At 72.1% G+C, this 19,803-nt stretch carries 16 protein-coding genes; 9 read left to right on the top strand and 7 right to left on the bottom strand.

Annotated features, from left to right (window positions below):
- Nucleotides 1-68 precede the first annotated feature (68 nt).
- Together meaB and ACIOWN_RS30600 are read right to left on the bottom strand one after the other, a co-directional pair.
- Nucleotides 69-1,025 carry a methylmalonyl Co-A mutase-associated GTPase MeaB gene (gene meaB / locus ACIOWN_RS30605; protein ID WP_362355408.1) on the bottom strand — a complete coding sequence of 319 codons (957 nt, stop codon included), beginning with the start codon at nucleotides 1,023-1,025 and terminating at the stop codon, nucleotides 69-71.
- 81 nt (nucleotides 1,026-1,106) lie between these two features.
- On the bottom strand, nucleotides 1,107-2,315 hold the full coding sequence (locus tag ACIOWN_RS30600; protein ID WP_100568018.1) for an acetyl-CoA C-acetyltransferase: 1,209 nt from the start codon (nucleotides 2,313-2,315) through the stop codon (nucleotides 1,107-1,109).
- Between the two features lie 149 nt (nucleotides 2,316-2,464).
- Here ACIOWN_RS30600 and mce point away from each other — a divergent pair, with 149 nt between their 5' ends.
- The 7 genes from mce to ACIOWN_RS30565 all read left to right on the top strand — a co-directional run bounded on the left by mce (nucleotide 2,465) and on the right by ACIOWN_RS30565 (nucleotide 12,136).
- Nucleotides 2,465-2,905, top strand: coding sequence for a methylmalonyl-CoA epimerase (gene mce, locus ACIOWN_RS30595; protein ID WP_100568019.1), 441 nt, complete (start codon nucleotides 2,465-2,467; stop codon nucleotides 2,903-2,905).
- Nucleotides 2,906-3,139: 234 nt separating this feature from the next.
- A complete protein-coding gene (scy, locus tag ACIOWN_RS30590) occupies nucleotides 3,140-6,952 on the top strand; it encodes a polarized growth protein Scy (RefSeq protein WP_401983938.1) in 3,813 nt (1,270 codons plus the stop codon).
- Between the two features lie 182 nt (nucleotides 6,953-7,134).
- Nucleotides 7,135-8,070: a cellulose-binding protein gene (locus ACIOWN_RS30585; protein ID WP_362355301.1), complete on the top strand. Its 936-nt coding sequence runs from the start codon at nucleotides 7,135-7,137 to the stop codon at nucleotides 8,068-8,070.
- A gap of 103 nt (nucleotides 8,071-8,173) precedes the next feature.
- Complete coding sequence (locus tag ACIOWN_RS30580) at nucleotides 8,174-9,142, top strand: ATP-binding cassette domain-containing protein (RefSeq protein WP_362355298.1); 969 nt, start codon at nucleotides 8,174-8,176, stop codon at nucleotides 9,140-9,142.
- A gap of 3 nt (nucleotides 9,143-9,145) precedes the next feature.
- Nucleotides 9,146-9,916 (top strand): ABC transporter permease, encoded by a 771-nt coding sequence (locus ACIOWN_RS30575; protein WP_362355295.1) that lies wholly within the window; start codon nucleotides 9,146-9,148, stop codon nucleotides 9,914-9,916.
- A gap of 112 nt (nucleotides 9,917-10,028) precedes the next feature.
- Complete coding sequence (locus tag ACIOWN_RS30570) at nucleotides 10,029-11,264, top strand: ABC transporter ATP-binding protein (RefSeq protein ID WP_401983935.1); 1,236 nt, start codon at nucleotides 10,029-10,031, stop codon at nucleotides 11,262-11,264.
- Nucleotides 11,261-12,136 (top strand): ABC transporter permease, encoded by an 876-nt coding sequence (locus tag ACIOWN_RS30565; protein WP_401983933.1) that lies wholly within the window; start codon nucleotides 11,261-11,263, stop codon nucleotides 12,134-12,136. The genes ACIOWN_RS30570 and ACIOWN_RS30565 overlap by 4 nt, the downstream gene beginning before the upstream one ends.
- Nucleotides 12,137-12,152: 16 nt before the next feature.
- Here the strand turns inward: ACIOWN_RS30565 and ACIOWN_RS30560 are convergent, their stop codons facing one another.
- A complete protein-coding gene (locus ACIOWN_RS30560; RefSeq protein WP_401983931.1) occupies nucleotides 12,153-12,494 on the bottom strand; it encodes an ATP/GTP-binding protein in 342 nt (113 codons plus the stop codon).
- Nucleotides 12,495-12,716: 222 nt separating this feature from the next.
- On the opposite strand from ACIOWN_RS30560, the gene ACIOWN_RS30555 reads away from it, so the two are divergent.
- Nucleotides 12,717-13,745: an LLM class flavin-dependent oxidoreductase gene (locus ACIOWN_RS30555; RefSeq protein ID WP_362355283.1), complete on the top strand. Its 1,029-nt coding sequence runs from the start codon at nucleotides 12,717-12,719 to the stop codon at nucleotides 13,743-13,745.
- An 83-nt stretch (nucleotides 13,746-13,828) separates the two neighbouring features.
- Here ACIOWN_RS30555 and ACIOWN_RS30550 read toward each other — a convergent pair whose 3' ends face one another.
- Nucleotides 13,829-14,221 (bottom strand): SCO5389 family protein, encoded by a 393-nt coding sequence (locus ACIOWN_RS30550; RefSeq protein ID WP_100568028.1) that lies wholly within the window; start codon nucleotides 14,219-14,221, stop codon nucleotides 13,829-13,831.
- Between the two features lie 300 nt (nucleotides 14,222-14,521).
- Here ACIOWN_RS30550 and nucS point away from each other — a divergent pair, with 300 nt between their 5' ends.
- Nucleotides 14,522-15,193 (top strand): endonuclease NucS, encoded by a 672-nt coding sequence (nucS, locus tag ACIOWN_RS30545; protein ID WP_362355280.1) that lies wholly within the window; start codon nucleotides 14,522-14,524, stop codon nucleotides 15,191-15,193.
- Between the two features lie 99 nt (nucleotides 15,194-15,292).
- Here nucS and ACIOWN_RS30540 read toward each other — a convergent pair whose 3' ends face one another.
- From ACIOWN_RS30540 to ACIOWN_RS30530, 3 genes are all read right to left on the bottom strand, one after another.
- On the bottom strand, nucleotides 15,293-17,971 hold the full coding sequence (locus ACIOWN_RS30540; protein ID WP_401983930.1) for an ATP-binding protein: 2,679 nt from the start codon (nucleotides 17,969-17,971) through the stop codon (nucleotides 15,293-15,295).
- 288 nt (nucleotides 17,972-18,259) lie between these two features.
- Nucleotides 18,260-18,583 (bottom strand): STAS domain-containing protein, encoded by a 324-nt coding sequence (locus ACIOWN_RS30535; protein WP_326804145.1) that lies wholly within the window; start codon nucleotides 18,581-18,583, stop codon nucleotides 18,260-18,262.
- Nucleotides 18,584-18,728: 145 nt separating this feature from the next.
- On the bottom strand, nucleotides 18,729-19,577 hold the full coding sequence (locus tag ACIOWN_RS30530; protein WP_362355273.1) for a 3-hydroxyacyl-CoA dehydrogenase family protein: 849 nt from the start codon (nucleotides 19,575-19,577) through the stop codon (nucleotides 18,729-18,731).
- Between the last annotated feature and the right edge of the window lie 226 nt (nucleotides 19,578-19,803).

Below are 19,803 nucleotides of genomic sequence, written 5' to 3'. Positions count from 1 at the left end.
AGGAACATGCGGATCAAGTTAGCGATACCCGCCGGGATTGGCCACGGAGTTTCCGGGCAAGGCCGGGATCAGCCCTCGGTCAGACCCGTCACCAGTTCGTCCGCCGCCTGGTAGGGGTCCAGTTCGCCGGCGACGATCCTCTCCGCGAGGGCGCTGAGGCGACGGTCGCCGTGGAGGTCGCCGATGCGTTCGCGCAGGGCCGTGACCGCGATGGTCTCCACCTCGCGGGAGGCGCGGGCGCGGCGGCGCTCGGCCAGGACGCCCCGCTCCTCCATCCAGGCCCGGTGCTTCTCCAGCGCCTCGACGACCTCGTCGATGCCCTCGGAGCGCGCGGCGACCGTCTTGACGATGGGCGGGCGCCAGTCGCCCGGGCCGCGGGCCTCGCCGAGGCCCAGCATGTGGTTCAGCTCGCGGGCGGTGGCGTCCGCGCCGTCCCGGTCGGCCTTGTTGACGACGTAGACGTCGCCGATCTCCAGGATGCCGGCCTTCGCCGCCTGGATGCCGTCGCCCATCCCCGGGGCCAGCAGGACGACGGACGTGTCCGCCTGGGAGGCGATCTCCACCTCCGACTGGCCGACGCCGACCGTCTCGACCAGGATCACGTCGCAGCCCGCCGCGTCCAGGACGCGGATCGCCTGCGGGGCGGCCCACGCGAGCCCGCCCAGATGGCCCCGGGTGGCCATGGAGCGGATGTAGACGCCCGGGTCGGAGGCGTGCTCCGACATCCGCACCCGGTCGCCGAGCAGCGCGCCGCCGGAGAACGGCGAGGACGGGTCCACGGCCAGGACGCCGACCCGCCTGCCCTGCTTGCGGTACGCCGTCACCAGCGCGGACGTGGACGTCGACTTGCCCACGCCCGGGGAGCCCGTCAGACCGACGACGTACGCGTTGCCGGTCAGGGGTGCCAGCGTCCGCATCACCTCCCGCAACTGCGGGGACGCCCCCTCCACCAAGGAGATCAGCCGGGCCACGGCCCTCGGCCGGCCTTCCCTGGCCTGGGCCACCAGAGAGGAGACGTCCTGCATCACAGCTCCGTTCACGTGATCCTCGTACGCGGTCGGCGTGCGAGAGGTCCTACGAATGAGGTCGGTCGGGCGTCGCCCGGCTCAGGCCTTCGGCACCCGGACGATCAGCGCGTCGCCCTGACCGCCGCCGCCGCACAGCGCGGCCGCGCCGACACCGCCGCCGCGCCGCTTCAGCTCCAGCGCCAGGTGCAGCACGAGACGGGCGCCGGACATCCCGATCGGGTGACCCAGGGCGATGGCGCCGCCGTTCACGTTCACCTTTTCCGTGGACACACCGAGGTCCTTCATTGACTGCACGGCCACGGCGGCGAACGCCTCGTTGATCTCGACGAGGTCCAGGTCGGAGACCTCCAGGCCCTCCTTCTTGAGGGCGTGCAGGATGGCATTGGAGGGCTGGGACTGCAGGGAGTTGTCCGGACCCGCGACATTGCCGTGGGCGCCGATCTCGGCGATCCACTCCAGGCCCAGTTCCTCGGCCTTGGCCCTGCTCATCACCACCACGGCCGCGGCCCCGTCGGAGATCTGCGAGGAGGAGCCGGCGGTGATCGTGCCGTCCTTGGCGAAGGCCGGGCGCAGCTTGGCCAGGCCCTCGGCCGTGGTGTCGCCGCGGATGCCCTCGTCCTTGCTGAACAGCACCGGGTCGCCCTTGCGCTGCGGGATCTCCACCGGGGTGATCTCGGCCTCGAAGACGCCGTTCTTCTGCGCGGCGGCGGCCCGCTGGTGGGACAGGGCGGCGATCTCGTCCTGCTCGGCGCGCCCGATGCCCAGGCGGGTGTTGTGCTTCTCCGTCGACGCGCCCATGGCGATGCCCTCGAAGGAGTCGGTCAGGCCGTCGTGGGCCATCGAGTCCAGCATCTCCACCGAGCCGTACTTGTAGCCCTCGCGAGACTTCGGCAGGAGGTGCGGGGCGTTGGTCATGGACTCCTGGCCGCCGGCCACGACCACGTCGAACTCACCCGCACGGATCAACTGGTCGGCGAGCGCGATGGCGTCCAGACCCGACAGGCAGACCTTGTTGACCGTGAGCGCGGGGACGCTCATCGGGATGCCCGCCTTGACCGCGGCCTGGCGGGCCGGGATCTGCCCCGCTCCGGCCTGGAGCACCTGGCCCATGATCACATACTGCACCTGGTCGCCCCCGATCCCCGCGCGATCGAGGGCGGCCTTGATCGCGAAGCCGCCGAGGTCGGCTCCCGAGAAGGACTTCAGCGAGCCCAGCAGCCGCCCCATGGGCGTCCGCGCGCCCGCGACGATCACCGAGCCGGTCGTACCGGAAGTTCCAGAAGACATGAGCTGCGATCCCCTTACCGGCCTGCACGGCCGAGGAGTGAACGAGGGTTTACTTCGAATGTACTGAGCGGTGCTCCGCCGCGTCATCGGGCCGTCAGTGTGATCGCGCGCACGTTGCGTAACCATCCCGGTGGCGCTGCACTGATTCCATGCTGACGCGAATCGACCACATCGGAATCGCCTGCCACGACCTCGACGCCACAGTCGAGTTCTACCGGTCCACGTACGGCTTCGAGGTGTTCCACACCGAGGTCAACGAGGAACAGGGCGTGCGCGAGGCCATGCTCAAGATCAACGAGACCTCCGACGGCGGGGCTTCCTACCTGCAACTCCTCGAACCGATCCGCGAGGACTCCACCGTCGCGAAGTGGCTCGCCAAGAACGGCGAGGGCGTTCATCACATCGCCTTCGGCACGGCGGACGTCGACGCGGACGCGGCCGCCGTGCGCGACAAGGGCGTACGCGTTCTCTACGACGAGCCGCGACGCGGCTCGATGGGGTCGAGGATCACTTTCCTGCACCCGAAGGATTGCCACGGAGTCCTGACAGAACTGGTCACTTCGGCGGCCGTTGAGTCGGTTGAGCACTGACTCCCGTACATAAGGGCCGGTAGGGTTGGGGGCGGTCGTCCTCCCAGCGGGGACGACCCGGTCCTGCCGTCAGGAATGACAGGACCGCCGGGGTCCGTGTTTCGGGGGACGAGCGGCGGGGCACCAGCCCGTGCTCCGCTGTTGATCTGACACCATTTCCCGGGGGCCCCGTTCGGCGGATGGACGGAGCTCGTTTGGACAGGCTTGCGACCAGGGGACGGATGGGACCGCGCAGTGCGGGGCTACGAACGCCAGGAGCGAGAGCCGGCGGCTGACGTCGACCACCTCTCTCGGTTCGAGGCCGAGATGGATCGGCTGAAGACCGAGCGGGAAAAGGCGATCCAGCACGCCGAGGACCTCGGCTACCAGGTCGAGGTGCTGCGCGCCAAGCTTCACGAGGCGCGCCGCACCATCATGACCCGGCCCGCCTACGACAGCGCCGACCTCGGCTACCAGGCCGAGCAGTTGCTGCGCAACGCTCAGATGCAGGCCGACCAGATCCGCGCCGACGCCGAGCGCGAGTTGAGCCAGGCCAGAGCGCAGACGCAGCGCATCCTCCAGGAGCACGCGGAGCAGGCGGCGCGTCTTCAGGCCGAGCTGCACACCGAGGCGGTCAACCGGCGCCAGCAGCTCGACCAGGAGCTCGCCGAGCGCCGGCAGACCGTCGAGTCGCACGTCAACGAGAACGTGGCGTGGGCGGAGCAACTGCGCGCCCGTACCGAGCAGCAGGCCAGGCGTCTGCTGGACGAGTCCCGCGCCGAGGCCGAGCAGGCCATGGCCGCGGCCCGCGCGGAGGCCGAACGGGTGGCCGCCGAGGCCCGGCAGCGGCTGCAGGGCGAGGCCGAGGCGGCCCGCGCGGAGGCCGAACAGCTCCTGCGCCGTGCCCGCACCGACGCCGAGCGGCTGCTGAACGCCGCCTCCAACCAGGCCCAGGAGGCCACCGACCACGCCGAGCAGCTCCGCTCGGCCACCGCCAGCGAGTCGGACGCCGCCCGCCGGCAGGCCGCCGAGCTGAGCCGGTCCGCCGAGCAGCGCATGGCCGACGCCGAGGAGGCGCTGCGCAAGGCGCGGACCGAGGCCGACAAGCTGGTCACCGAGGCCGAGGACGCCGCGGCCAAGACGCTCGCCGGCGCCGAGGCGGCCAACGAGCAGCGCACGCGCACCGCCAAGGAGCAGGTCGCCCGGCTGGTGCAGGAGGCCACCAAGGAGGCCGAGGCCACCAAGTCCGAGGCCGAGCAGCTGGTCGCGGACGCCCGCGCCGAGGCGGAGAAGATCGTTGCGGAGGCCTCCGAGAAGGCCCGCACGATCACCGCCGAGGAGAGCGCCACCCAGCTGTCCAAGGCGGCCAAGACCGCCGAGGACGTGCTGAACAAGGCGGCGGAGGACGCCAGGCGGACCACCAAGGCGGCGGCCGAGGAGGCCGAGCGGGTCCGCAAGGAGGCCGAGGCCGAGGCGGACCGGCTGCGCGCCGAGGCGCACGACCTCGCCGAGCAGCTCAAGGGCGCCGCCAAGGACGACACCAAGGAGTACCGCGCCAAGACGGTCGAACTCCAGGAGGAGGCCCGCCGGCTGCGCGGCGAGGCCGAGCAGCTGCGGGCCGACGCGGTCGCCGAGGGCGAGAGGATCCGCGCCGAGGCCCGCCGCGAGGCCGTGGCGCAGATCGAGGAGGCGGCCAAGTCCGCCGAGGAGCTGCTGGCCAAGGCGAAGGCCGACGCCGACGAGCTGCGCGGCACCGCGCAGAGCGACAGCGAGAAGGTCCGCACCGAGGCCATCGAGCGGGCCACCACCCTGCGCCGGCAGGCCGAGGAGACCCTGGAGCGCACCCGCAAGGAGGCCGAGCGCCACCGCGCCGAGGCCGAGGAGCAGGCCGAGTCGGTCAAGGCGGACGCCGAGCGGGCCGCGCGCGAGCTGCGCGAGGAGACCGAGGAGGCGGTCGCCGCCCGGAAGGCGGAGGCCGCCGAGGAGCTCACCCGGCTGCACACCGAGGCCGAGGAGCGGCTCGCGAACGCCGAGAAGGCGCTCGGCGAGGCCCGCGAGGAGGCCTCCCGCATCCGCCGTGAGGCGGCCGAGGAGGCCGAGCGGCTGCGCACCGAGGCCGCCGAGCGCATCCGGACGCTGCAACAGCAGGCGGAGACGGAGGCCGAGCGGCTGCGCGACGCGGCCGCCGCCGACGCGTCCGCCTCCCGCGCCGAGGGCGAGGCCGTCGCCGTACGGCTGCGCTCGGAGGCCGCCGCGGAGGCCGAGCGGCTCAAGGCGGAGACGCAGGACACCGCGGACCGGGTGCGCGCGGAGGCACAGGCCGCCGCGGAACGGCTCGGCGCGGAGGCGTCCGAGACGCTGACCGCCGCCCAGGAGGAGGCCGCCCGGCGCCGCCGCGAGGCCGAGGAGCTGCTCGGTGCCGCGCGCGCAGAGGCCGGCCAGGAGCGCGAGCGGGCCCGCGAGCAGAGCGAGGAGCTGCTGGCCTCGGCGCGCAAGCGGGTGGAGGAGGCGCAGGCCGAGGCCACCCGTCTGGTGGAGGAGGCCGACCGGCGCGCCACCGAGATGGTGTCGGCCGCCGAGCAGCACGCGCAGCAGGTGCGGGACTCCGTCGCCGGGCTGCACGACCAGGCGCAGGAGGAGATCGCCGGGCTGCGGTCGGCCGCCGAGCACGCGGCGGAGCGCACTCGCAGGGAGGCCGAGGAGGAGGCGGACCGGGTCCGCACCGACGCCTACGCCGAGCGGGAGCGGGCGAGCGAGGACGCGGGCCGGCTGCGCAGCGAGGCGCGGGAGGAGACCGAGGCCGCCAAGGTGCTCGCCGAGCGGACCGTGTCCGAGGCGATCACGGAGGCGGAGCGGATCCGCGCGGACGTCTCCGAGCACGCCCAGCGGGTGCGCACCGAGGCCTCCGACACCATCGCGCAGGCCGAGCAGGACGCCTCGCGCACCCGTGCGGAGGCCCGCGAGGACGCCAACCGCATCCGGACGGATGCGGCCACCCAGGCGGACGCCCTCATCTCCGAGGCGCGCTCGGAGGCGGAGCGGCTCCAGGCGGAGACGATCGCGGAGGCGGACCAGGTCCGTGCCGAGTCCGTCGCCAAGGCGGAGAAGCTGATCTCGGACGCCACCGGGGACGCGGAGCGGCTGCGCGCCGGCGCCGCCGAGACGGTCGGCGCCGCGCAGGCGCACGCCGAGCGGGTCCGCGCCGAGGCCGAGCGGGTCAGGTCGGACGCGCGGGCGGAGGCCGAGCGGACCCTGGACGAGGCCCGCCGGGACGCCAACAAGCGGCGCTCGGAGGCCGCCGAGCAGGTCGACACCCTCATCAACGAGACCGCCGCCGAGGCCGACAAGCTGCTCACCGAGGCGCAGGCGAGCGCGGTCAAGACGAAGGCGGACGCCGAGTCCCAGGCCGACACGATGGTGGGCGCGGCCCGCAAGGAGGCCGACCGGATCCTGTCCGGGGCGAGGGTCGAGGGCAACTCCACGGTGGAGAAGGCCCGTACGGACGCGGACGGACTGCTCGTCGGCGCCCGCAGGGACGCCACGCAGATCCGCGAGCGCGCGGAGGAGCTGCGCGAGCGCCTGACGACCGAGATCGAGGAACTGCACGAGCGGGCCCGCCGCGAGGCGGCCGAGACGATGAAGTCGGCGGGCGACCGCTGCGACGCGCTCGTCAAGGCGGCCGAGGAGCAGCTCGCCAAGGCGCAGTCCAAGGCGAAGGAGATCGTCTCGGAGGCCAACTCCGAGGCGGGCAAGGTGCGGATCGCCGCGGTGAAGAAGGCCGAGGGGCTGCTGAAGGAGGCCGAGCAGAAGAAGGCCACGCTCGTGAAGGAGGCCGAGGAGCTCAAGGCCGAGGCGGTCCGCGAGGCCCGGCGCACGGTCGAGGAGGGCAAGCGGGAGCTGGAGATCCTGGTGCGCCGGCGCGAGGACATCAACACCGAGATCTCCCGGGTGCAGGACGTGCTGGAGGCACTGGAGTCGTTCGAGGCGCCGTCCGGGAAGGACGGTGCGGTGAAGGCGGGAGCGACGGTGGGGGCACCCCGGTCGGGTGGCAAATCGTCAGACGGATAGCCTGGAGGGGGATTCCGGCCTTCTGGGTGGTTTGACCCGTTCTCTTGGCAAGCCTTGGGACGGTCAGCCACCCAAAAGAGGTGTCATTCTCCAGATCAAACACGTATCCGCTCGATGACACACCGCTTCGGCCCCTAGGATTCCACCTATCACCTCACCGGTCTCATTCGGACAGGAACCCCATGAGCGACACTTCCCCCTACGGCTTCGAGCTTGTGCGGCGTGGGTACGACCGCGCTCAGGTGGACGAACGAATCTCCAAGCTCGTCTCCGACCGTGACAGTGCTCTCGCCCGCATCACCGCCCTGGAGAAGCGCATCGAGGAGCTCCACCTCGAGACGCAGAACGCCCAGGCCCAGATCGGCGACGCCGAACCGTCGTACGCGGGCCTCGGCGCGCGGGTCGAGAAGATCCTCCGCCTCGCCGAGGAGGAGGCCAAGGATCTGCGTGAGGAGGCCCGCCGCGCGTCCGAACAGCACCGCGAACTCGCCGAGTCGGCGGCTCAGCAGGTTCGCAACGACGCCGAGTCCTTCGCCGCGGACCGCAAGTCCAAGGCCGAGGACGAGGGCGTCCGGATCGTCGAGAAGGCCAAGGGCGAGGCCTCCCAGCTGCGCGCCGAGGCGCAGAAGGACGCGCAGTCCAAGCGTGAGGAGGCGGACGCCCTCTTCGAGGAGACCCGCGCCAAGGCCGCGCAGGCCGCCGCCGACTTCGAGACGAACCTCGCCAAGCGGCGCGAGCAGTCCGAGCGGGACCTGGCCTCCCGTCAGGCCAAGGCCGAGAAGCGGCTGGCGGAGATCGAGCACCGTGCCGAGCAGCTCCGCCTGGAGGCGGAGAAGCTGCGCACCGACGCCGAGCGCCGCGCCCGCCAGACGGTGGAGACGGCCCAGCGCCAGGCCGAGGACATCGTGGCCGACGCCAACGCCAAGGCCGACCGCATCCGTTCGGAATCCGAGCGCGAGCTCGCGGCGCTCACCAACCGCCGCGACTCCATCAACGCGCAGCTGACGAACGTGCGCGAGATGCTGGCGACCCTCACCGGTGCCGCGGTGGCCGCCGCGGGCGCGCCGACCGAGGACGAGCCGATCTCCCGCGGCGTTCCGGCCCAGCAGTCCCGCTGAACGGCGTTCGCCGGGCCCGACCGCGGCTGACATCCGCCGCTGAACGCGAAGCTCTCCGCCCCAGGGGTGGCGGAGAGCTTCGCGGCGTTCTAGCGTGTCTGCCATGATCGAACTGGAGGGGTTGACCAAGCGGTACGGAGACAAGCTGGCGGTCGACGGCCTCACCTTCACCGTCCGGCCGGGCACCGTCACCGGGTTCCTCGGGCCCAACGGCGCCGGGAAGTCCACGACGATGCGGATGATCCTCGGCCTCGACCGGCCCACCGCCGGGTACGTCCGCATCGACGGCAGGCACTACCAGGAGCTCAAGGACCCGCTGACGTACATCGGCGCCCTGCTGGACGCCAAGGCCATGCACGGTGGGCGCAGCGCCTACAACCACCTGCTGTGCCTCGCCCAGAGCAACGGCATCCCCACCCACCGGGTGAACGAGGTCCTGGACACCGTCGGACTGACCCCGGTGGCGCGGAAGAAGGCGAAGGGCTTCTCGCTCGGCATGAGCCAGCGGCTCGGCATCGCCGGCGCGCTGCTCGGCGACCCGCGGATCCTGATGTTCGACGAGCCGGTCAACGGCCTCGACCCCGAGGGCATCCACTGGATCCGCGGTCTGATGAAGTCCCTCGCCGCCCAGGGCCGTACGGTGTTCGTCTCCTCGCACCTGATGAGCGAGATGGCGCTGACCGCGGACCACCTCGTCGTCATCGGCCAGGGCCGGCTGCTCGCCGACACCACCATGGCCGACTTCATCGAGCGCAACTCCCGTTCCCACGTGCGGGTCCGCAGCCCGCAGCCCGAGCGTCTGCTCGACGTGCTGCACGAGGCCGGGATCACCGCCGTGCCGGGCGAGGCCGGTCTGCTCCAGGTCGAGGGCGGCAAGGCGGAGCGCATCGGGGAGCTGGCCGCACAGCACCAGGTCGTGCTGCACGAGCTGAGCAGTCAGCAGTCGTCGCTGGAGGAGGCGTTCATGCGGCTGACGGCCGGTGCGGTGGAGTACCACGCGCACAGCTCGAAGGCCGTGCCGGAAGGGGCGCCCGCCCAGCCGTCGGGCGCCGACAGTGAGAAGGAGGGCTGAGCGATGGCGGCGACTCAGGTCATCAGGTCCGAGTGGACCAAGATCCGGTCGGTGGCGTCCACGGTGTGGACGCTGTCCCTGACGGCGGTCGTCACGATCGCCCTCGGCATGCTGCTCTCGGCCCTGTCGAAGCACGAGTTCGACACCATGGACGCGCGGGACCGGGTCTCCTTCGACCCGACCTACGTCAGCTTCGCCGGCATGGGCCTCGGCCAGCTCGCGATGATCGTGTTCGCGGTGCTGGTGGTGTCCAACGAGTACAGCACCGGCATGATCCGTACCTCGCTGGCCGCCGTCCCGCAGCGCGGGGCCTTCCTGGCGAGCAAGGTGGCGGTGGCCGCCGGGCTGGCCCTCGTGGTCGGCATGGTCACCAGCTTCGCCTCGTTCTTCCTCGGGCAGGCGATGCTCGGCTCGATCGGCACCTCCCTCGGCGAGCCGGGTGTGCTGCGCGCGGTCGTCGGCGGCGGTCTCTACATGACGCTCATCGCGCTGTTCTCCATGGGCGTCACCGTGATGCTGCGCTCGCCGATGCTGTCGCTGGGCATCCTGATGCCGTTCTTCTTCCTGATCTCGAACATCCTGGGCAATGTCTCGGCGACCAAGAAGGTCGGCCGGTTCCTGCCCGACCAGGCCGGCAGCCGCATCATGCAGGTGGTCCCCCGGGTCGGCGACGACACCCCCTACGGTCCCTGGGGCGGTCTCGGGATCATGCTGCTGTGGGTGATCGCGGCGCTCGCGGGAGGGTACGTGCTGCTGCGGAAGCGGGACGCCTGAGCGCGCAGGTTTTTACTTCCCTTTGGGCGGAACCGTCAGCGCCCGGATATCCTCCTAACCCTTACGGGGGGCATGCGCCCCGCTGAGCTGAACCGTTCGATGGGTGCGGAGCATGATCGAGGCAGTCGGCCTGACCAAGCGCTATGGCGACAAGACCGCCGTGCACAATCTCTCCTTCCAGGTACGGCCGGGTGCCGTCACCGGCTTCCTCGGTCCGAACGGCTCGGGCAAGTCGACGACGATGCGGATGATCCTGGGGCTGGACAACCCCACCTCGGGAACGGTGACGATCGGCGGCCATCCTTACCGCACGCTGCCGAACGCGCCCCGCCAGGTCGGCGCCCTGCTGGACGCGAAGGCGGTGCACGGCGGCCGGTCCGCGCGCAACCACCTGCTGTCCCTGGCGCAGCTTTCCGGCATCCCGGCCCGCCGTGTCGACGAGGTGCTCGGGGTCGTCGGCCTCCAGGACGTGGCGAGGAGACGCTCCAAGGGCTTCTCCCTCGGTATGGGCCAGCGGCTGGGGATCGCCGCCGCGCTGCTCGGCGACCCGCAGGTGCTGCTGTTCGACGAGCCGGTGAACGGTCTCGACCCCGAGGGCATCCTCTGGGTGCGCAATCTGATGAAGTCGCTGGCGGCGGAGGGACGGACCGTGTTCGTCTCCAGTCACCTGATGAGCGAGATGGCGCTGACCGCCGACCACCTCATCGTCATCGGGCGCGGGCAGCTGCTGTCCGACATGAGCGTGACGGACTTCATCTCCGCGAACTCGGCGGACTTCGCGCGGGTCCGCACACCCGACACCGAGCCGCAGCAGCGGGAGAAGCTGACGTCGGCGCTGACCGAGGCGGGCGGGCACGTGCTGCCCGAGCAGGACGGCGCGCTGCGCGTGACCGGGCTGCCGCTGGCGCGCATCAGCGACCTCGCGCACGAGGCGGACGTACGGCTGTGGGAGCTGTCGCCGCACCAGGCCTCGCTGGAGGAGGCCTACATGCGGATGACCCAGGGGGCCGTCGACTACCGCTCCACCATCGACCAGAAGGCCGGGCTGATGCAGCCCCTGCCGCCCGGCGCCGAGCCGGCGATACCGGTGCCCGGTCAGGGCCAGCCCGGCTGGTACGCGCCGCCACCGCCCCGGCCGGGCGGACACCCGTACGCGGGCGCGCAGCCGAACCCGTACGCGGCTCCGGGCGCGGGCCACCCCGGCCCCTACGGCGCCCCGGGCGCGGGCACCGTGAACCCGTACGCGCAGAGCGCCCCGCAGGCCCCGCAGGTACCCGCCCAGCCCGCCGCCGCGCCGCAGGCGCCCGCATCCGCCGACGACTCCGCCAAGCCCGAGGACGACCGATGAGCACGCCGCAGACTCCTGTGCCGCAGGCCGCGCCGCCCGCCTGGGAGGCGGCGGCCGGCTCCACCCACCCCGGCTACACCTCTCCGATCCCCGTCGTGCGCACGCACCTCGGGCACGCCATCGCCTCGGAGTGGACGAAGATCAAGTCGGTGCGCTCCACGATGTGGACGCTCGGGGTGTTCATCCTGCTGGTGGTCGGGATCGGGGTGCTGATCGGCCTGTTCATCAGCAACGCGGCCGGTGAGCTGCACGGCGACGAGAACATGCTGTCGATGGGCTTCTTCGGGCTGCTGCTCGGCAGCATCTGCATCATCACGCTCGGCGTGCTGACCACAGCGTCGGAGTACGGCACCGGCATGATCCGGACCACGATGACCGCGTGCCCGAGCCGTGGGCGGGTGCTCACGGCCAAGGCGGTGGTGTTCTTCCTGGTCGCGTTCACGGTGACGCTGGTCTCCACCGGCGTGGTGGGCCTCGCGCAGACGGCCATGCTGCAGGGCATCGGCGCCCGGCAGCCCACCGGTGCGGAGTGGTTCAAGGCCACCGTGGGCGTCAGCCTCTTCATGGCCCTGCTCGGGCTGATCTCGCTCGTCATCGGCTCGGTGCTGCGGCACTCGGCGGGCGCCATCACGATCATGATCGGGGTCGTGCTCGCCCCGCTGGTGATCGCGCTGTTCATGATCACGCACTCGCTGGAGAAGGTGCGCGAGTTCCTGTTCGAGTACTCGATCCCGAACCAGCTGAGCGTCTTCTACTCCAACTCCCTCACCAGTTCAGGACCGACCGGCTGGGACCCGCTGTGGATCCTGCTGGGCGCGACGGCCGTCGCGTTCGCCGGCGCCTGGACCCTGCTGCACACGCGCGACGTGTGAGCGACGGGAACCGCGGCTAGAACCGCGGCGCGTTACGGGACCGCTGCACCCGTGTGGTGCGGCGGTCCTTGGCGTTCCAGCACGCCTTGTGCCAGTGCCGGCGGTCGTCCACGCCCGCGTGCTGGGGCCAGGCCACCACGTGCGGGACGCCGGAGGGGATCAGCTGGTCGCAGCCGGGGCAGCGGTACGCCTTGCCCTCGGCGCGGGAGCCGGCGACATGGCGCACGCTGAAGTCCTCGCCCTGCCAGCTCTCGGTGGACTGCCAACCGCCGTAACGGCCCCCGCCGTCGTCCTCGGCGCTCCGGCCGGACGAGGCGGCGTCTCTTCCAGCCTTGGATCGGTTGCGGCGGGGGGACACGGGACACCTCACGAAACTGTGCGGAAGACAGGGACCTTTCCAGCGTACGCGGCGCCACCGCGGGCATGTGGGGAGAACCAACCACCACAAGTCCCCTTCCCGGACGACCCATTCCGCAGACAATCCGCAAATCTCTTCGCCAGGCCGTGTCCTCGGCACGTGTCCCCCGGTTATGCCGGGTGGGGGAGCTCCGTGTCGGAGCCGAGGAAGCAGGAAAGAGCAATGCGCGTTGGAAGTTTCGTGCTGGCGGCCCAGTTCCCCGGGCAGGGCCAAGGCGAGGCGCTGCACCGGGCGGTCCGCTCGGCGGAGGTCGCCGAGGAGGCCGGTCTCGACGCTGTCTGGCTGGGCGAGCACCACTTCGTCCCGTACGGGACGTGCCCGTCCGCGATCACTCTGGCCGCGCTGCTGCTCGGCCGCACCCGCCGGCTGCGGGTGGGTACGGCGGTCAGCGTGCTGCCCACGGTCCACCCGGTGGCGCTCGGCGAGCAGGCGGCGCTGCTGCACATGACGAGCGGCGGGCGGTTCTCGCTCGGCGTCGGGCGCGGCGGCCCGTGGGTGGACCTGGAAGTGTTCGGCATGGGACTGGAGGCGTACGAGAAGGGGTTCCCCGAGTCCCTCGACCTGCTGACGCGCTGGCTGCGCGAGCCGTCGGTGTCGGCCTCGGGCGAGCGGTTCGCCTTCCGCGAGGTCCCCGTCGTACCGCGCCCGTCGGAGGCGCTGACCCAGGTCCCGGGTCCCGAGGTCGTCGTCGCCTGCACCTCCGCGGCGAGCGTGCGGCTGTCCGCCGAGCGCGGGCTGCCGATGCTGCTGGGGATGCACATCGGGGACGAGGAGAAGGCCGAGATGGTCGCCCACTGGCAGCGGTGCGCGCGGGCGGCCGGCCGGACGGGCGAGGAGATCCGGGGCGCCGGCCATGTATCGGCGGGCGTCTGCCAGATCGCGGACCGGCGCACGGACGCGGTGGAGACCCTGCTGAAGGCGATGCCGGGCTGGCTGAAACAGGGTCTGGACGCCCATGTCACCGTGGACGGCCGGGCCCGCGGGATGCGCGATCCGCTGGAGTACACCGAACTGCTCTGCGGGCTGCACCCGGTCGGCACCCCGCGGCTGTGTGCCGACCGGCTCGCGGCCACCGCCGAGCGGACCGGCATCTCCCGCTTCGCCCTGTTCACCGAGGGCTCGGGCGATCTGGCTGCGACGGAGGACAACCTGCGACGGCTCGGCGCCGAGGTACTGCCCGAGCTGCGGTGACGGGGAGCACGTCGTGGGAGGCTTGCCGCCCCTGAAGTCCAAGTATCTCCCATGGACGGAGCGGCAAGCATCGACTCACGGCATCAGCAGTCCCGCAGTTCCGGGGACTGGTTGAGGAGCTGGCTGCGCACCGAGGTGAAACGGGCCAGCGTCTCGTCGGCCGAGGCGTCCAGCGGGAACACCGCCACCCGGTGGCAGTTCTGGAAGGCGAGCCGCACGCCGAAGTGCCGCTGAAGCGCGCCGCGCATGGCGTCACTCGCCAGCACACGCAGCAGTTGACCGCGTGCGTACTCGTCCGGCGGGGGCGTCTGGTTGTCGGCGAACTGGCCGCCGTCCACCTTCAGCTGGGCCACCAAGGAGCTGATCATCTCCCATGCGTAGGGCAGGGAGGTCCGGACGCAGTCGACGAAGTCAGCTTCGTCGACCTCGCCTCGCTCGGCCTGTTCGAGTAGGGCCGGTGAGACGTCGAGCGACATGGGTTCTCCTCTCGCACCCCCGAACAACGAGGGTTGCCGGACAGATAAGGGGGCACGCGACTCCCAATACGGTGAGTGCACGGATCGCGACCTCCCGTTCACTACGGTAGGCACAAGAACGGACGCCCACTAGGCGAATGCATATACAGACCGGGCTAGTTGGGCACACAATCGGCCACAAGTGAACACGGGTGATCCAGGGAAAAATGGGGCGACCGCTGGAGAGTCCCGGCCCCCGCCCTGCTGGAGGTCCCCGGGCGAATCGCGCGCAGGGCCGTCCGTCCAGTAGCGTTGCCGACCATGCGTCTCGTCATTGCCCGGTGCTCCGTGGACTACGCCGGCCGGCTCACCGCCCATCTGCCGTCAGCGCCCCGTCTGATCCTGGTCAAGGCGGACGGCAGCGTCTCGATCCACGCGGACGACCGCGCCTACAAGCCCCTGAACTGGATGTCCCCGCCCTGCACGCTCAAGGAGGGCACCGGTGACGAGGAAGGCGTCTGGACCGTCGTCAACAAGGCGGGCGAGAAGCTCATCATCACGATGGAGGAGGTCCTGCACGACTCCTCGCACGAACTCGGCGTGGATCCGGGGCTGATCAAGGACGGCGTGGAAGCGCACCTCCAGGAGCTGCTCGCCGACCGCATCGAGACGCTCGGCGAGGGCTACACGCTGATCCGCCGCGAGTACATGACGGCCATCGGCCCGGTCGACATCCTGTGCCGGGACGCCGAGGGACGGACGGTCGCGGTCGAGATCAAGCGGCGCGGCGAGATCGACGGCGTGGAGCAGCTCACCCGCTATCTCGAACTGCTGAACCGCGATCCCCACCTGGCCCCGGTCCGCGGCGTCTTCGCGGCCCAGGAGATCAAGCCGCAGGCCCGCGTCCTCGCCACCGACCGCGGCATCGGCTGCCAGGTACTGGACTACGACGCCCTGCGCGGCATCGAGGACGACAAGCTGCGGCTGTTCTGACAGCCGGCCGCGGCCGGTCCGAGGACGGCCGCGGCGCGCTCGTAGGACACCGGGGGCCGGGTCCGTAAGTCACGGACCCGGCCCCCGTTTCCGCGTGCGTCAGGCGACCGTCGCCGTGTCGGACGCCGTCGGAGGCGTGCCGCTCTCGGAGGTGTCGGCCGGCGGGGCGGCCGAGAGGCCGGACGTCGGCGCCGAGGTGCCGCCCGACGGCTCTCCGGACGCGCCGCCGTCGGTGGGACCGGTGGTGGTCCCTCCCGAGGGGTCGCCGCCGGGCTCTCCCGAGCTTCCGCCCGTGGGATCGCCGCTTCCTCCGGTGGAGGAGCCGCCGCCACTCGTGGGGCCGCCTGCGCCGCCGCCGCTGGAAGGGCTTCCGCCGCCTCCGCCGCTCCCGCCCGGCGTGCCGCCGCCCGTGCCCCCGGTCTTCCCGCCGTTCGACCCACCCGTCTTCCCGCCGGTGCCGCCGCCCGGGGATCCGGTGGAGTCCGACGGCTCGGGGGTCTTGGACGAGGAGTCCGAGGAGGTGCCGGAGCCGGACGGCGCGAGGCTCTCCGAGGGCTCGGCGCCGCCCGGCGCCGGGTCCTCGGACGTGCCGGAGGCGGTGCCGTGGCCCGGATCCGTCGGACGGCTGGTCGCCGTGCCGGTGTCGTCTCCTACGCTGCGGTCCTGCTTCGGGGTGTCGGCGCCGAGGCTGCCGTCGTCCAGGTCCTGGCCGGCGGACGGGTTGACGTTGCCGGAGGGGGTGTCGGGGTCGTTCTGTGAGGTGGCGCCGAGCGTCACCACGGTGCCGAGGACGGCAGCGAGGAGCGCGCCCGCGCCTGCCGCCACGAGGTTGCGCCGGGCCAGGCCCTTGAGGCCGACGCGGTGCTTGGCCGGAGCGGACGGGCCGGCCGGGCCGGACGGCGAACCGGGGACCGCCGCCTGGTGGGTGACCAGCGTGGAGGCGTCCGGGCCGGGCGGCTGGAGCGCCGGGAAGGGCGCCGGCACCCCGCCCGCCGGGGACGCCGACTCCTCGGTGCGGGCGTCGGGCACCTCCTCGCCCGCCGTCGCGCCGAGGCCCACTGCCGTGCCCGAGCGGTCGGCGACCAGGGCGAGGGCGCGGCGACCGGCGACCGTGCCGCGCTTGTCGGCGAGCGCGCCGCGCAGCCCGATGGAGGCCTCCAGCTCGGCACGGGCCCGGTCGAGCCGGCCGCCGCAGAGCGCGATGATGCCCAGCTCGTGGTGGAAGTAGGCCTGTTCGGCGACCTCTCCGGCGAGCCGGGACGCCTCGGTGCCGTAACGCAGCGCCCGTGCCCAGGCGTTCCAGTCGAGGCCCGCCGCGAACGCGGGGGCGGCGGCCCGGGCGAGCCGCAGGGCCGTGCCCTCCTCGCCCCCGGCGGACGGCGCGGTGACCGGCACCAGGACGGCCAGCGCGGCGAGCAGGGCGTCCGCCTCGGCGCACACCCGCTCCGGCGCGACCGAGGGGTGGCCGGCCCACCAGATGTAGTGGCGGGCCGCGGTGAGGGCCTGCTCCTCGGCGTCCTCGCCGTATCCGGCGGCCTCCAGCTGGGTCAGCACACCGGCGGCGAGCCGGTGGCGGGGGCCGGCCGGGGTGACCAGGCCGCAGCTCGCCAGCTCGCCGAGCGCGGCGTCGGCGTGGGTGTCGCCGACCAGCGCGGGCAGGTGCGACTGGTGGGGCACCTCGCCACCGAGCGCGACGGCGAACCGCAGCGTGGCCCGCGCGGAGGCGCTCAGCCGGGAGGCGAGCAGCGGCGCGGGCGCGGCGGCCTCGCCGAGCGAGGGCAGGGGCAGGTACTCGCCGCCGCCGTCGTCCAGGACGGCGTCCGCGGGCGGCGCGTCCGCGAAGACGCCGAACTCCTCGACGGCGCCGGCACCGGCCCGCAGCTGGTCGTGCTGGCTCAGCAGGGCACCGGCCTGCACGAAGCGCAGTGGCAGGCCCTCGGACTCGAACCAGAGGTCCCCGGCCCAGTTGGCCTCCTCCTCGGTGAGCACACGGCCGACGGCGCGCTCGATGAGTTCGACTCCGCCGGCCCGGTCCAGGCTGCTGAGGGCGACCTCCTCGATCTCCGACTCCGCGGACGGCGCCGGCACGTCCGGGGTCGCGCTGAGCAGGAAGGCGCATTCGGGGGTGGCGTCGATCAGTTCGTCGAGCGCGCCGCCGCCGAGTTCGATGTCGTCCACCACGACGACCGCGCCGATCTCACCGACGTACGCGAGCAGTTCGTCCGGGTCGGGCCGGTAGCGCGGGGCGCTGTGCACGGCGTGGAAGAGGTCGTGCAGCAGGTCGCCCGCGGTGCGGCGGTAGCCGCTGAGCCGGACGACGCCGTCGGGGGCGAGGTCCGCGCAGTCCTCGGCGACGAGGTCGAGCAGGCTGGTGCGGCCGGAGCCGCCCGGCCCGGTCAGGCGTACGGAGCGGCCGCGGGCGAGCAGCCGTACCAGGTGCTCGCGCTCGTCCTGGCGTTCCAGGAGCGGCAGTGCGGACGGGGCGGGGCCGGGCAGGGCGGGTGGTACCGCCCCGCGGTCGTGCTCTGCCCGCTCGGCCGGTGTGTACTTGCGCGGCCGGTCGGGGTGTTCGCCGGGCGGGCAGACCTCGATCTCGCTGCCGTCCACGGGGTTGACGGTGAGCAGGAAGTCGCCCGAGACGAGCTGCGCCGTGCGGGCCGGCGCGGGCGCGTGCTGGACGAAGTCGGATGCGAGGGAATCCCTGGGCGGGCGCCGGCCCGGCACGTGGCCGTCGCCGCCATGGCCCATGTCCTCGGGTTCCCGGGTGTTCGGGTCCATAGGTTCCAAGCCCCCCAAAAGCGTCGTGTGCCGACCACGGCCGGCCCCTCCCGGCCTTGCCGCACACCGCGCTGTCGCTTCTGGTCCGGGCCCGCTCGAGGGTTGCTGAGCTGCGGGCGACCGAACCCTAAACCTTCGGCCAGTATCCACGACAGCCCGGGGTACCGGGCGGTCCGAGACGTCACGGTCTCATGAGGATTGCGCACCGCGTACGGTTCGCCGATGTGCGCCCGGGTCTCCCCCGTCGCCCGGTTCACACCTGTTCGGGGCGGGCGGGAGGGTACTGGTCTAGACGCGGGGCAGGGACTCGACGCCGATGCCGCCCTCGATGGCGAGGATGCGGTGCAGGCGGGTGGCCACCAGCAGGCGCTGCATCTGCGGCGGCACGTCCCGCAGCACCAGCCGCCGGCCGCAGCGCCCGGCCCGCCGGTGGACACCCATGATCACGCCGAGTCCGGTGGCGTCCCAGGAGTCGAGCTCGGACAGGTTGAGCACCAGGTCGCCGGCCCCGTCGTCGACGGCCGAGTGCAGGACCGTACGGGCGTCCGCCGCGCTGCGGACGTCGAGGCGGCCCCCGACGACCAGCTCGGCGTGGTCGCCCCTGATGAACATATGCGCTCCCCGTGAATGCTGTGGCGTACTCCGTGGCGGTGGCTGTGCAACCTCTGACTGCTTCTGCGGCGATCTGGTTGCTGCTTGTAAGCGAACCGATACCGAATTCACCCTCGCGGGTGACCCCAGCGGCCCCTGTCCGGTCTCAGTGCTTGTAGAAGCCCTGCCCGCTCTTGCGCCCGATGTCACCGGCGTCAACCATCCGGCGCATCAGCTCCGGCGGCGCGAACTTCTCGTCCTGCGTCTCGGTGTAGATGTTGTCGGCGGCGTGCAGCAGGATGTCGACGCCGGTCAGGTCCGCGGTCGCGAGCGGGCCCATGGCGTGGCCGAAGCCGAGCTTGCAGGCGAGGTCGATGTCCTCGGCGGTGGCGACACCCGACTCGTACAGCTTGGTCGCCTCGACGACGAGCGCCGAGATGAGCCGGGTGGTCACGAAGCCGGCCACGTCCCGGTTGACCACGATGCAGGTCTTGCCCACGGACTCGGCGAACTCCCGTGCCCGGGCGAGGGTTTCGTCGCTGGTCTTGTAGCCGCGGACCAGCTCGACGAGCTGCATCATCGGCACCGGCGAGAAGAAGTGCACCCCGACGACGCGCTCGGGGCGCTCCGTCACGGCCGCGATCTTGGTGATCGGGATGGCGGAGGTGTTCGAGGCGAGAACGGTGTCCTCGCGGACGAGCTTGTCGAGGGTGCGGAAGATCTCGTGCTTGACCTCGATCTTCTCGAAGACGGCCTCGACCACCACGTCCGCGTCGGCGGCCGCGTCCAGGTCGGTGGTCGCGGTGATGCGGGCGAGGGCGGCGTCGGCGTCGTGCGCCTCCATCCTGCCCTTGGCGACGAACTTGTCGTACGAGGCCTTGATGCCGTCCGTGCCACGCCTCAGTGCCTCGTCAGTGACGTCCCGCAGGACGACGTCCCAGCCCGCCTGAGCGGAGACCTGGGCGATGCCGGACCCCATGAGACCGGCCCCGATGACGGCGAGCTTCCGTGCCACTGACGACTCCCCTTCGAAAACGACTGCGCGACGACGGAGCGAGGACGGCGCGACCACTGCGCGCGCTTGGCGCTCACCCGCTGCTTACACCTGGCTCCTGTGCGGACATTAGCGCTCACACGGGTCCTTGAGACCCGTAAGTAATGCGTGTCACTGTCTCAGGGCGTGAGACACCCGTCACGTCCGGTGCCGGCGGGCGCGGCCGCGAATTCCTGGCGCCCCGGGC

Origin of the sequence: Streptomyces sp. NPDC087787 (assembly GCF_044743035.1) — a bacterium.
Classification (GTDB): Bacteria; Actinomycetota; Actinomycetes; order Streptomycetales; family Streptomycetaceae; genus Streptomyces.
This window is presented reverse-complemented; position numbering and strand designations above follow the sequence as displayed.

Coding starts and splice junctions, on each gene's coding strand:
- meaB (WP_362355408.1), bottom strand. CDS start 1,025: ATGCAGGACGTCTCCTCTCTGGTGGCCCAGGCCAGGGAAGGCCGGCCG.
- ACIOWN_RS30600 (WP_100568018.1), bottom strand. CDS start 2,315: ATGTCTTCTGGAACTTCCGGTACGACCGGCTCGGTGATCGTCGCGGGC.
- mce (WP_100568019.1), top strand. CDS start 2,465: ATGCTGACGCGAATCGACCACATCGGAATCGCCTGCCACGACCTCGAC.
- ACIOWN_RS30585 (WP_362355301.1), top strand. CDS start 7,135: ATGAGCGACACTTCCCCCTACGGCTTCGAGCTTGTGCGGCGTGGGTAC.
- ACIOWN_RS30580 (WP_362355298.1), top strand. CDS start 8,174: ATGATCGAACTGGAGGGGTTGACCAAGCGGTACGGAGACAAGCTGGCG.
- ACIOWN_RS30575 (WP_362355295.1), top strand. CDS start 9,146: ATGGCGGCGACTCAGGTCATCAGGTCCGAGTGGACCAAGATCCGGTCG.
- ACIOWN_RS30570 (WP_401983935.1), top strand. CDS start 10,029: ATGATCGAGGCAGTCGGCCTGACCAAGCGCTATGGCGACAAGACCGCC.
- ACIOWN_RS30565 (WP_401983933.1), top strand. CDS start 11,261: ATGAGCACGCCGCAGACTCCTGTGCCGCAGGCCGCGCCGCCCGCCTGG.
- ACIOWN_RS30555 (WP_362355283.1), top strand. CDS start 12,717: ATGCGCGTTGGAAGTTTCGTGCTGGCGGCCCAGTTCCCCGGGCAGGGC.
- ACIOWN_RS30550 (WP_100568028.1), bottom strand. CDS start 14,221: ATGTCGCTCGACGTCTCACCGGCCCTACTCGAACAGGCCGAGCGAGGC.
- nucS (WP_362355280.1), top strand. CDS start 14,522: ATGCGTCTCGTCATTGCCCGGTGCTCCGTGGACTACGCCGGCCGGCTC.
- ACIOWN_RS30540 (WP_401983930.1), bottom strand. CDS start 17,971: ATGGACCCGAACACCCGGGAACCCGAGGACATGGGCCATGGCGGCGAC.
- ACIOWN_RS30535 (WP_326804145.1), bottom strand. CDS start 18,583: ATGTTCATCAGGGGCGACCACGCCGAGCTGGTCGTCGGGGGCCGCCTC.